Annotated in this window: 11 protein-coding genes and 1 tRNA gene; 6 read left to right on the top strand and 6 right to left on the bottom strand. The window is 28.3% G+C overall.

Annotated features, from left to right (window positions below; all coding sequences use genetic code 11):
* The first annotated feature begins 642 nt into the window (after window positions 1-642).
* Together DRF75_RS02080 and trxA are read left to right on the top strand one after the other, a co-directional pair.
* Window positions 643-1,431 (top strand): TrbG/VirB9 family P-type conjugative transfer protein, encoded by a 789-nt coding sequence (locus tag DRF75_RS02080; protein WP_129992573.1) that lies wholly within the window; start codon window positions 643-645, stop codon window positions 1,429-1,431.
* Between the two features lie 453 nt (window positions 1,432-1,884).
* Window positions 1,885-2,205 carry a thioredoxin gene (gene trxA / locus DRF75_RS02075; RefSeq protein WP_045170913.1) on the top strand — a complete coding sequence of 107 codons (321 nt, stop codon included), beginning with the start codon at window positions 1,885-1,887 and terminating at the stop codon, window positions 2,203-2,205.
* Between the two features lie 1,222 nt (window positions 2,206-3,427).
* Here trxA and DRF75_RS05190 read toward each other — a convergent pair.
* The 3 genes from DRF75_RS05190 to xseB all read right to left on the bottom strand — a co-directional run bounded on the left by DRF75_RS05190 (window position 3,428) and on the right by xseB (window position 6,145).
* Window positions 3,428-3,553, bottom strand: a complete 126-nt coding sequence (locus DRF75_RS05190) for a hypothetical protein (RefSeq protein WP_276318947.1) — start codon at window positions 3,551-3,553, stop codon at window positions 3,428-3,430.
* A 642-nt stretch (window positions 3,554-4,195) separates the two neighbouring features.
* Window positions 4,196-5,431, bottom strand: coding sequence for a tRNA (N(6)-L-threonylcarbamoyladenosine(37)-C(2))-methylthiotransferase MtaB (mtaB, locus tag DRF75_RS02060; protein WP_045170914.1), 1,236 nt, complete (start codon window positions 5,429-5,431; stop codon window positions 4,196-4,198).
* Between the two features lie 525 nt (window positions 5,432-5,956).
* Window positions 5,957-6,145: an exodeoxyribonuclease VII small subunit gene (xseB, locus tag DRF75_RS02055; RefSeq protein WP_045170915.1), complete on the bottom strand. Its 189-nt coding sequence runs from the start codon at window positions 6,143-6,145 to the stop codon at window positions 5,957-5,959.
* A 66-nt stretch (window positions 6,146-6,211) separates the two neighbouring features.
* Here xseB and DRF75_RS02050 point away from each other — a divergent pair, with 66 nt between their 5' ends.
* On the top strand, window positions 6,212-6,505 hold the full coding sequence (locus tag DRF75_RS02050; RefSeq protein ID WP_045170916.1) for an ETC complex I subunit: 294 nt from the start codon (window positions 6,212-6,214) through the stop codon (window positions 6,503-6,505).
* An 853-nt stretch (window positions 6,506-7,358) separates the two neighbouring features.
* Window positions 7,359-8,276: an AEC family transporter gene (locus tag DRF75_RS02045; protein ID WP_045170917.1), complete on the top strand. Its 918-nt coding sequence runs from the start codon at window positions 7,359-7,361 to the stop codon at window positions 8,274-8,276.
* 941 nt (window positions 8,277-9,217) lie between these two features.
* Here DRF75_RS02045 and rsmD read toward each other — a convergent pair.
* The 3 genes from rsmD to DRF75_RS02030 all read right to left on the bottom strand — a co-directional run bounded on the left by rsmD (window position 9,218) and on the right by DRF75_RS02030 (window position 11,262).
* Window positions 9,218-9,766, bottom strand: a complete 549-nt coding sequence (rsmD, locus tag DRF75_RS02040) for a 16S rRNA (guanine(966)-N(2))-methyltransferase RsmD (RefSeq protein WP_045170918.1) — start codon at window positions 9,764-9,766, stop codon at window positions 9,218-9,220.
* 5 nt (window positions 9,767-9,771) lie between these two features.
* Window positions 9,772-10,920 carry a SurA N-terminal domain-containing protein gene (locus DRF75_RS02035; protein WP_240729879.1) on the bottom strand — a complete coding sequence of 383 codons (1,149 nt, stop codon included), beginning with the start codon at window positions 10,918-10,920 and terminating at the stop codon, window positions 9,772-9,774.
* A 269-nt stretch (window positions 10,921-11,189) separates the two neighbouring features.
* Window positions 11,190-11,262 (bottom strand) — tRNA-His (locus DRF75_RS02030).
* An 808-nt stretch (window positions 11,263-12,070) separates the two neighbouring features.
* Between DRF75_RS02030 and DRF75_RS02025 the strand changes: the two genes are divergently transcribed.
* Together DRF75_RS02025 and DRF75_RS02020 are read left to right on the top strand one after the other, a co-directional pair.
* On the top strand, window positions 12,071-12,385 hold the full coding sequence (locus tag DRF75_RS02025) for a hypothetical protein (protein ID WP_129992570.1): 315 nt from the start codon (window positions 12,071-12,073) through the stop codon (window positions 12,383-12,385).
* Between the two features lie 345 nt (window positions 12,386-12,730).
* A complete protein-coding gene (locus DRF75_RS02020) occupies window positions 12,731-13,405 on the top strand; it encodes a hypothetical protein (protein ID WP_045170898.1) in 675 nt (224 codons plus the stop codon).
* Window positions 13,406-13,554 lie beyond the last annotated feature (149 nt).

Raw genomic sequence — 13,554 nt, 5'->3', positions numbered from 1 at the left:
ATCACTGAAGTAAGTGTGGGTTAGAAGACTAATAAAGCTGAATAATTTGCAATAGTGCAACAATAAGCTTAAATCACAACAATATATTGTTTTCAACAACTCATTACAAAATTTATCTAATGCACATTTATTACTAATTTTTAACAATTATAAAATGCTAATATAACATTTAAGTAAGTCATGGTTTATAACACATTGTTAGCTTAAATTAAGAGTACTAACTCGTAACAACTTAATAGAAAACTGCCTAATACTAACCGTCACTAACTATTTAGTAATACAGAACAATGATATTATCAGCTTAAAACAGCAACATTTTAAATACATTGTCTGAGATAACTCACTCAAAATTAGTCAAACGTAGAATAATGAACATAATACCAAATTTAAAGTAATCCTTTAAACACATTGCTAATCTAGATTACAGAGTATTAATAATTTAATCAGCAAGTTTATCTAAACAGGGTTATTAATCATACAAAACACTTCACTAAGATTAACACACAAACAATCTTCCATAGTAATTTTATCAATTTTTAACATGCGTATTTTATGATTTTACATACTAAATTTGCATAGACTTGTTGCAAGTTGTAAGATTAATGTTACAATGAGACGTTGTATATTTTACTACATACACAGATGAGAAACACAGCAATAGTTTTTGTCTTGATTTTATTTAATAGCGCAATTTGTTTTGCTAAACAAGAAGTACGGTCTATAGCACAGGACAATCACATCAAAGTTATGACTTACAATCCTCATGCTATACATAAATACACAGGGTTTTACGGGTATCAGTCTAGCATACTATTTGAAGAAGGCGAGAGCATAGATACTATATCTATGGGCGATTCAACTGGATGGCAATTAATGCCAAAAGGTAATAGGTTATTTATTAAACCTGTAGCCGATAAGGCAGACACAAATGCAACTATTATTACAAACAAGCGTGTGTACTATTTCGAATTTTTTGCAGAAGAAGCAAAAGGATTGGATGATCCAAGATTAGCTTATGAAGTTAGGTTTCTATATTCTTCCACTGAAAATCTTGTTGGAGAAGATAGTTCAGGTATGATATTCCCAGTTAGTCAGCCTGCAATTCCAGACTTAACTGATACTGAAGTTGCCAAAAAAGGGTTGAATTTTGATTATCTAGTATCACATAATAGAGGAAGTCAGAGAATTGTACCACTTAAGATTTTTGATGATAATCAGTTTACTTACATGCAGTTTGCACATATTAATGCAGATCTACCTTCAATCTTTACTGTAGACTCTGAAGGATATGAGTCATTGATTAACTTTAGAGTATCTGGCGATTATGTGATTATTGAACGAGTTAGTGATGTATTCACTTTACGTTACGGTTCAGATACAGTGTGTGTATTTAACAATAAATATAAGAGAAAAAGTAGAGATTCACAATAAGGATATAATATATTGAGAATATTATTTAAGGTAATTGTGATACAGTAACAATAGTATCATCAAATAAGTATCAAAACCACTTATTTGCCCTAAATCTGTTTATTTGTATTATAAAATAACATGCTCACTTAAGATATTATGAACAACTTCTAAAATGTTTACATAATGTATGCTTATTCAATGCAGCAACAATAGATTTATTCAAATCAAGTAATGACTTGTTAAATTAGGAAAGTTGATTATTTGCATAAGAATATATACATCTGAATTGTCAAAACTATGCTATTTAACATTTAAAAATACTTTATATAAAACCCAACAAAATATTTTCACATGCACATTAACTCAATAAATTATAGAATACATATTTTAAACAATATTTTTTATCATTATTCTTGCGATAATTTACAACTGTTTTACAATATTGGTAAATTTTATAAGCATGGTATCGTAATGATCGAGCAAATTAGTGATAGTGATTTCCACAATAAGGTTATATCTTGCAATAAAGATATGCTAATTTTAGTGGATTTTTGGGCTCCATGGTGTGGACCTTGTAAGACTTTAGAGCCACAACTTGAAAAGTTAGCACAGCAGTACGCCGAACAGGTAAAAATATACAAGTTGAGCATTGAAGATAACCAAGATGTTGCTATTCAGTATGGAGTCAGTGCAGTACCAACTATTTTGATGTTTAAAAAAGGCAAAAAGCTATCACAAGTTATTGGAGCTGACATTTCAAAGATAATAAATGAATTAAACAGTCACATTTAAAGAGCTATAGGTCAAAAGTTTTATTTGATTTTTTTATCATCATGCCGTCTTTTGTATCTATTTATTAGGTATATATTTACTGATATATCAATATCACTAATTGCAATAAGATTTTAAGTAATCAAAGATTAAACCTGTTTGAGTACACTATAATAAGATATTACTAATATTAGAATATTTTTTCTAAAATCTGGTACATTGTGTTTTGTTTAAGCTCTATACAACATCGCTGCCACTATTCAAAGCTAGCAAGTGTAGTATGTAATAATTTGACATTCACATCCATTATCTATCTTATTAGGACCACAGATTTATAAGTAGCAGCAAATATTTATATTAAACAATTTTTATCAAATGACAAATCTATCTTACGCTTAAGTATGCACCAGCATAAATCACAAGTAATATCCTTAATTCAAATAGTTTTTTAATATCACAGTTCATTATCTCCAATATAATTTATCAGAAAATTGCACAGATACTCACAACTCAGAAAAATACTTATACAAATAATCTGCAAATGATATACCTATCTTAAGCTTAAGTATGTAATAGCATAAATCATAAATAATATCTTTAATTTAGATAATTCTTCAATCCCAAGTACATTACCATCAATACAGGTTACCAGTAAATTGAGTATATATGTTATAACCTAGAAATATGGATTTACTCTTCTTAAACTCAAACTTGTCTTAGAACAAATCACACTCAGTATATTTAAAATTTTTTAGACAGTTTTTAATAATATGAAAGTAAAACGTATCACCACAAATATATGTTACTGCTTGAAAATTAGCATACTACATACAAATATCCTACCATCAGTTCAAGTGCATTTCAGAATAAAGCATAATCATTACTATTAAAATATTTTAGATAGTTTTCTAATACTAAGTAAAGTGTACTATTACAACACCGATCATCTGACAATTAGCAAATTGTTACTATATCAGTGTAAGGAAGTTAGTAGAAACACTGTGAGTAATGACAACAAATATAGAATATGCGCGGTTCATAACTAAAAATCAGAATACTTTTAAAATAGTAGCCATAGACGGTAATAGCACAATATAAGTAAAAAAATTACACAATTGCAGAGTGTAAAACCTGAAACCTACAATATACCAAATTCTTTAAATTAATCACTAATCCATGAGACAGCAGCAAACTAAGCATCAACAATAATAAGGCACTAGCAAATCTCTAGTTTAATGCTCAGTTACAAAATTATAAATATCATTGACATTGCACCATCAGGATTCATTAACTCATACACTACAGCTACTGGAGCTAATCCTGTATTTTGCAATTTCAACACTTGCTTCTGTATATCCAGATTTCTCAAACATTCCACCTTTTTTAACAACAATAGGAAAAGTATGTTCCACAAAATCATCAGCACTATTCAAAATTTGCAGACAGCGTTGCATGATAACATATTACCTGCCTTTTAAACTCAAATCATATACATAATTAATCACTAATCTGTGAGATGGTAGTAAATTAAACATTAACAATAATAAATGCACTAGCAAATCTCTAGTCTAATGCTCAGTTACAAAATTATAAATATCATTGACATTGCACCATCAAGATTCATTAACTAATACACTACAGCTACTGGAGCTAATCCTGTATTTGCAATTTCAACACTTGCTTCTGTATATCCAGATTTCTCAAACATTCCACCTTTTTTAACAACAATAGGAAAAGCATGTTCCACAAAATCATCAGCACTATTCAAAATTTGCAGACAGTGTTGTATGATAACATATTACCTGCCTTTTAAACTCAAATCATATACATAATAAAAAAACATTATAGCCTATACCTTTTGCTCAACTTAGCAGCTTTAATATTTTTACAAATATTAGGCGTCAGTAAAGTACTTATTGTATTTAAAATCCATATTAGAACTCCATACACTAAAAAATATATAACAAGCTTTCAGAAAGATATAGATATAAAACTACTAAGTAATCTAAGATTATAACACTTGAGCAATTAAACAATTTCCTTCTACTTTTGTTATTCTTACTTCAACAACACTTTGTAACTTAACATCATCATTAGCAAATTTTACTAAAGCAAAATTCTCTGCTCTACCAGTACCTGACTTTTCAACAATAACACTTTGTTTCGTATGCAATAGAGTATTATAGAAATTATGCAACCTCTTTTCAGCAAACTCTAACAAGTACTTTACACGTCTTTTTTTTACTTCTTGTATAACTTGTGGCATTCTAGCAGCTGGTGTACCTTCCCTCCTCGAGTATGGGAAAACATGTAGATAAGAAATATTAGCCTCTTCTATCAACTTAACTGTATCACTAAACATTTCTTCAGTTTCTGTAGGAAAACCAACTATAATATCTGCACCAAATGCTACTTCTTTTCTTTTACTAAGTATTTTATCACAAAAATCTATCACTTGTTCCCTATTATGCCTACGTTTCATCCTCTTAAGAATCAAATTATTTCCTGATTGCAAACTTAAATGCAAATGTGGCATAAACCTAGGCTCATTTATAATAATATCAACAAGATCATCTTCTATCTCTGCTACATCTATAGATGATAATCTTAACCTACGTAATTGTGGAACCGCACTTAATACCCTCTTCACCATTCTTCCAAGTACACGTTGACCATAAATATCCAACCCAAAATCACTAATATCCACACCAGTAAAGACAACTTCATTATATCCATTGTTAACACAATCTCTTACCTTAGTGATAATATCTTCTATATTCAGAGAACGATTATCCCCTCTTGCTTTTGTAATAACACAAAATGTACATTCATGATTACATCCATTTTGAATCTCAATTAACGCCCTAGATTTTCCAGAAAATTTATTTACTGAATCCTGTACAATTTCTTTTGAATCTTCTATTTTACTTACAACAACTTTACCTTCAGTAACATAACTTTCATACTTTAATTTATCTTGATTACCTAATACTTTAATTACCCCAGGCATATTAATGTATAAGTCCGGATTTAATTGTGCAGCACACCCCGCCACTATGATTTTTACATTAGCATTACTATTGTAAAGTTTACGTATTTTAGACCTTACCTGACGTTCAGCTTCATTAGTGACAGCACAACTATGGATAACAATTACATCTTCTAATTGTGCTTTTCTTAAATTATTTTTGATAACTTCACTTTCATAAAAATTCAACCTACACCCAAAAGTAATCACATCACTCATCTCTACTCTCTAATCCACATTAATTAGTACTATTGCAACAATTATTCTTAATTATAATATCAAAATACTCATTAAAATTCTTTTCAAACATTTCTAACATACACCACAGGTTATCTGAATAGAAACACAACCTTACAACTGAAACCACAATAAATCCTGCACAGCACAATAATTTATTCATACATGTTTAAAATAAGCAGTTTTCCACACGAATTTCATGACTTATGATAACAGGAAGTAAAACCAAAGTAAAATTTATCAATTAGAAACTACATTGTAGTTGTCACAGCATTACAAGAAGGTTTAAAGCATTTAATTAGTCTTTTTATTAATTAAGCTATTTATTTCCTATAAAATAGCAAAATTTTTTTTATAATCCAATTAATTTTCATACATATCAAAAAATCACAGCACTAAGTTAAATTTCATGAGAACTATTCAAATTACATTTACTTTTTGAATCAACCTTATCCAAAAAATAGACACTACATTATTTATATTAGCGCTAACGTTTAGAAAGCAGCTTTATTCTTCAACTTCTATTTTAAGCTCTATCTCCTCAATAATTTTATTGCAATACTCATACAACTTCTTACCAAGACTATATAACTCAATACTTCTAGCTAAACTGACCTGATTAGATTCCAACTCTTTAACTATTAGCTCTAATTGCTCTATAGCACTTTCAAAAGTATACTCATCATCAATAGACATAAGGCATTATTTACTGTATATATTTAATATAGTAATTGCTTCCTTAGATAAGAACAAGTATCAAATATGCGTGCAAGAATATATAAACCAACAAAAAGTGCAATGCAGTCCGGTGACAATAAATCAAAAATATGGAAACTTGAATTTGAACCTTCGTGTACTCAATACATAGAACCATTAATGAAATGGACAGGGTCACATGATACAAGACAACAGATACGCTTATTCTTTAAAACCAAGGAATTAGCTATTGCATATGCAATAGCGCATAATATTGACTATATTGTTTTGCAAAACAATTCACGCACTACATCTCCAAAATCTTATGCTAGTAACTTTACAAGGCTTAGAGGTATTTAGAGATATAAGTACTGACATGCTATATATATCAATATACGTCATGTTAAAACATACATAAAACAATATAAGACTTTTGTCACTATAACACTCACACAGTATTAAATTAATAGAAAACACTAACTAAAATTCACACACAGACATAAAATTATTTATATTACATTAATACAAGCTATGCTTGTATAAATCAGACAATATTAAAAAGTTTTAAATTATCTATTAAGTCATAACATTGAATTGATAAAAAATGAAGAAAATATTAATTATATGATTAATATATACATAAAGTACATAACAGATATTAAAACCATGCACATGTAAATAAAATTTAATTGAACATAAAATATATAATCAAACTAAGAACGCTAGCATTGACTATAAAATGGTTATTTATATAAAGTAATATTAATTAACCTTTTTTAACAGACGTTAAAATTATGTACATGCAAAAAAAATTAACTATGTACAAAATACAAACTTAAACTAAGGATATTAGCAATAAAATTTGATTATCAAATAGTTACTTGTACAAAATCATATCAACTTTATATGATGCTACATTTTTATACCCCAAGTCTTATATAAAAATGTACTACAAAAATTAAAATATTAAAAAATCTTATACTAAAACTACTATACACATATTTTTTTAAAAGTTTTTACACTATCTTATACATAAAAAAGCATGACAATCTATTATTAAATTTACTAATTTGATTATCATATAATAACTTAACAACATAATTTGTTTACTATTAATTCTATTTATAAACATATTTTTCATGATTCTATAGTTGTAAAGCAATTCATACTTATGTTACAGTATTTGATACACTAGTAGTACGTTAAAGAAATTATGTTTTTTATATTATTATTTAAGATCCTACCTTTATATATCACAGTACTTCTGGGATTTATTGCTGGAAAGTTTCTTAAAATAGATAGCCCTAGCGTAGCAAGATTACTTTTTTACATAATGGGCCCAATTGTAGTGTTTTCCGGAATTTCACAAATAACCATTAATTCAGAAATTTTATCACTTCCTTTTTTCACATGGTTTGTATGTTGTATAATGTCAGCTGTAGTATATTATACTTCTTCTTTCATTTTTAGAGACAGTACAAGAAACATATTAGCATTTAGCTCAGGAAGCTCAAGTATGGGTTTTTTTGGACTGCCAGTTGCATTAGCAATGTTTGACAATCATACAGTATCAATATATCTTTTCTGTTATGTAGGAATGTTAATGTTTGAAAATAGTTTTGGTTTTTATATTGCTGCTCAAGGAGCATATACTCCAAAAAAATGTATAATAAAATTAACAACATTACCTGCAGCTTACGCTGCCATAATAGCATTAACTGTTAATTACTTTAAAATACCTGTTCCACCATTTGTATCTGATGTTGCAATTAATATTAGAGGTGCTTATGTTTCATTAGGCATGATGTTATTAGGGATAGCAGTTGCAAATATTAAAATCTTCACTATTGATTGGAAATTCATTTTTATTACATTAATAATAAAATATGTATTTTGGCCAGTATTAATACTTGGATTCATCATTTTAGATAAGTTAACCTTACAGTTATACAATAACGACATATATAGGGCACTAATACTATTAGCAATAATACCAATGTCAGGTACAGGTATAATATTAGCAACAATGCTAAACAATAACCCTGATAAGACAGCAATTATGTTACTAGTCAACACAACTATAGGGCTATTTTATGTACCATTAATGATTTCAATATTACTATATGAATAAAAGACATGAATCTAATATATTAACCTACTGAAACATAAAGGACTTTTTATAAACAAATTCAAGATCCTTGCACTTTTTCACAGTTCATTATTTGACATCAGATCCATATTATAACCATATAGTTTTTTCAAGACAAAAAACCATTCAAATACTTTCATAACATTTCACTTACAATGCATTGCATAATACACTAACCCAATATTAACATTTATTGTTATTAGAGAGCTTTGACAGCTAAAATCTTTATACTTCTTACATCTAACTCAACATTAATCTAATCCTATAGCCACATAAGCTCCCAAAATATAAAGAGTATCAAACCTATTACAAATATTTCCATTACATTAACTTGCATATAACGGTTTCAACATTATTTGTACATAAGATATCAATTCAATATTCATTGAAAAACAAAGAGAATTTTACAAACTAAATACGAAATCCTCATACTTTGACATATTTAACTATTTGATATGAACTTAATTTTATAGCTATATAAGTCTTCAAAATATACAAAGTATCAAACACACTTAAATATTCTTATTGCAATTACTTGTAATATAATGACTGCAACATCACAATATCAATAGATATGAATCTCAATACATCTGTGAAATATCAAGAAGCTTTTCACAAGAAATGCAATATTCTTTTCATACTTAACTACCTAGCACCAAACTCATCTTATGCAACACAAGATTGCAAATACAAAAAGTACCCAACCCATTCAAATACTCCTACTACACTGACTTATACATAATGATTTCAACATTATTTGAAGGTATCAATTTAATATTCACTGAAATACAAAAAGACTTTTATAAGCTAAATACAAAATTCTCATACTTTGCCATATTTAACCATTTAATATGAACTTAACCTTATAGCTATATAAACCTTTAAAATATAAAACTCACTAAAACCATCTAAACATTTTTATTTTACTCACACTGTAATATGATTACTTTAGAGATTCCATAGACACGTTCAACCATCACTCTATATCCCACTGGACATACAAAAGTCACTTTTTTTCTAATCCTAACCACAACCACACTACTACTTTTAATCCAATTTAATTTCATTAATACACTAAGTGTTACATCAACTAAAGCAGGATTAGTATACGGAGGATCAACAAAAATAATATCATATTGATCAGTAGCAACAGGTAATTTCTCAACATCACAACACATAAGTGTGACATTATTTACAACCCCTAAGTGTTCAGATGTTCGTTTTACTAAGCTTAAATTATAGTGGTTTATATCAATCAATAAAGCACTCCCTGCTCCTCTGGATAACGCTTCAAATGATAATGACCCACTACCACAAAATAAATCAAGAACTTTACAGCCTTGAATATTCATACGAGATAATATGATATTAAAAATAGACTCTCTAATTATAGACATAGCAGGACGAGCACTTAGTAATTTATCAGAAAATATTCTCCTACCACGATATTTACCTGATGTTATACGTAACATAATAATTAATTATATCTTTCTATTAAAGCATTCTTTTTTAAGTTGGATAATAAATATTCACTTTGCATAGTTAACTTTTCCATATAAAGCTTCTGCTTAATAAAATCAGCATTATCTATTACATCATCAGCTTTACCTGGTGTAACATTACATAACATAATAATGTCAACTACATTATTATCAGTAACTTCTACTATCTTACCAACATCACAAGATTGCAACATATTTTGCATTTTTACAGACAAATCCTTCACTTTCATTACAAAACTAAATGGCTCAGGTAGTCCAAACTCTTTTGCAATATCATTAAAATTTTCACATGTAGCTTTAGTCTTCAATTGGCTAATCTGATTTGAATATTCTTTACCTTCTTCAACATTTAAATGTATTTGCTTTAAATCAACATTACTACTTGCAAACTCGCGACTTATGTCGGCTCTATGTAGAAGTTTTATAACAAAACTACCATGTTGGTTTTTTATAGGTCCTATTATATCTCCAACTTCCGCATTAAGCAATTTATTTGCTAAATCCACATCAATACTTTTAACACTAATACTAGCCTCTTCAACTAATACATCCTTTTTATCTGCCTTAATATTTTCAACACTTACCCCACTTTGCAAATCAGTCATGATACTATCTATTATAGATTCATTATCACTCACATTAGCTGGAACTATTATTTCTTGAATATGTACAGATGTATCTACTCCATTAGTAACAGTACAATCCCTACTATCACGTATTTCTTTCTCACTAATAATAATATAAGGTATTACTTTGAGCATTAGTATTTTATTCCAAAGTAGTTTAGATTTCATATGTTCCATAAACATTTTATAGTCCAATCCTTGTGTTTCAACATAAGACTTAAAATCAATGTTTCCTAAATTTTTCATCACTAAAAATTGTTTAATAGCTTCTGCAACATCTCTTTCAGTAACTGTAATTTTAAGTTTTTTAGCCTCTTGTCTCCATATAGACTCATCAATTAAAGCATCTAATGCTATTTCTTCTGCTGTACCACCATCAACTTTATAAAAAAATTTGTTTATAGCAACACGCTTTTCTAAATCTAAATTAGAAATCAAATCATCATTTACTACAGCAACTATTTTTACATCAGCAAAAACAGTATTACTAAATAACATAACACACAAAATCAATAACCTTACTGCATGATTAAACATATGAATTATCATTTAACAAGTTCTTCCTTCAACTTTATATAAAAATACAGCAATGTCAAAGACTCTTTAACAGTGTAGCATTCTTACAAAAGTTATCTCAAAAATAAATCCAACATATACGTTACAATAATAAAAACTTTGACTAAAAATCTCCTATATAATGTGCATAATAAGTGAAAATAAATTAAATATTATTGCCTTTTATATAATAGATGAAGTCTTAAGATACGGGCGAGTGACCAGGATTGAACTGGCGACCCTCAGTGCCACAAACTGATGCTCTACCAACTGAGCTACACCCGCCATATAACAAAGAACTCCTGTACTTTTATCATAATAAATGATCAAATACAACATAGAAATGCTTTATAATTTATAAATGACACAATCGAAAGAATAAAAAGTTCTACATGTACAACATCTAATTATCTAATAAAAATCTTTAAAGATATAACTTTCTAAAATTACATGATTTATAAATGTTATGTTTCAAATTGATAATATTATAATTATGTTTTTTATCATTACTATATCATAGAATATTACGATACAAGCATCCTGAAATACTAATAAGTTACCACAAATTATAAGAAAGTACAAAAATGATCAAAAACAATGTAATACGCAACATCAAACTATTTCATATTGCAGGCAGTCTTACTGACATGTTATATCATATAACAACACTTATATACAATCCATCAATGATTACAGCTAAGCAAGTTTAAACCTGTGGCAATACAGCTAACGTCAATAAAAAAGAACATTATTACTAAACATATTACATGCCACACTTAATTATTCTACATTATGCAATAACATTATTGACTGTATTACATGATAACAACACACACGTATACCTTCTGTCTTATCAATTAAATAGTAATAACGTACAAACCTAATCATGTAGGAGACTAAGTTAGTGTTCACAATAAAAATGAAAAGATATATTACATAAAAAACTCTTTTTAAAATTTAGATAATAATTGTTAACTTTTAAACTAATAATGCCTAAATTTATTAATAATATATTTACCATTAGCACTAATAGTGTTAATATCTATATTAATAATTCTTATAATAATTTAATATGATGTATAATAATATTAATATGAACGGCTCTTTTTTTAATGTAACTGGAGATAATGTAACAGATAATCTAGATTCTCTTAATTCTACTGTAGATAATAGCATGTCGACTACAATATTGTTAGGTGTTATTTTTGTTTTTATATTTCTGTATATTATGATAAATTGTCTCACAGCGAATAAAGAATATACAAGATATTTGCAACAAAATGGACCAAGGCCTGATATTGAAATGGAATTAGACTTAATAATCCAAAGTGACAATAACAGTGTCCAACAAGATAATACAAGTCAAAAGACATCTGGATTTAGATTATATGGAGTATTTGATAGGTGATTTACATTCAATAACCTAACAGAAACTTTTAGTATTTATACTCTGTTAAGTTTTTTATCATCATTAATGCATTTATCCTATATTAACTTTACAGTTATAGATTGCATTATAAAACTTTATACACAATTTACCTTACCACAGAAGTAACAACCACAGTAATACGTCATTCCTACAAACATCTACTCAATGCTTACAACAAAAAAGATACCCTATACCACTATATAAAAAACCTTTGGTTGTCATAGACAATAATACATTTAATTATTTTTTTAACCTATTGTAATATATTTGTTTATCATGACTCACAGTGTTATCATCCATATAAATTTATAATAATCAAATACTATGCCTACTACACCTAGCTCTACTCCTGATACTAACAATGTAACAAGTAGTACAAATAACATTACCACTACAACAAATCCTCTTACTTCTACTATAAACAATCTTTTGTCTAGAGCTTGCACTTATATTGCAGATACTGTGACAGGTAATAATAGCACTACAACACAGACAACAACTCATACAACTACTGATACTTCTGCTACTACACAGCAAAATAGCAGCAGTGCTACTAGTATAGCGACAAGCGTTTACAACTATATTACAAATGCTGTGACAGGTAATAATAACGCTACAACACAGACAACGTCGAATCTTGTAACCACTCATACTACTACACAGCAAAGTGACAGTACTGCTATTACAGTGGGGGTGATAATTGCAGCTCTTTTTATCTTTGCATTTCTGTGGATATCTTTTTTGATTATGAACGAGCATTTGGAAAGAAATAGACGTCGCAGGAGAGCACAGACAAGATATTTGAGAGAGCATGGACCTCCCCCTGATATTGAACACACTGAATTAGATCTAGTTTCAATAACTCAAGAAAGTAACAGCAATCAAAATGAGGAGCCTACACCAGATAATACTGATTTGTTATTAATACACCAGCATCTAAATCCTAATCGTCATCAGAAGAATCCCGGATTTAGATTACATGGAGTATTTGATAGGTAATTTATATTTAATTCGGCCTTTTATCATTAATGCTGTTATTAAGTACTTTCTGTGATCAACAAATTATTTTGCACTTGAAGTCACAAAATAGAGTTACTGCATTATAGAAGTGTATATACACGTTACTTTATATCAACTACATCAACAGC

It is taken from the genome of Ehrlichia minasensis, assembly GCF_004181775.1.
Taxonomy (GTDB): domain Bacteria; phylum Pseudomonadota; class Alphaproteobacteria; order Rickettsiales; family Anaplasmataceae; genus Ehrlichia; species Ehrlichia minasensis.
Note: the sequence above shows the minus strand (reverse complement) of the source record. Positions and strands in the feature narration are given on the sequence as shown.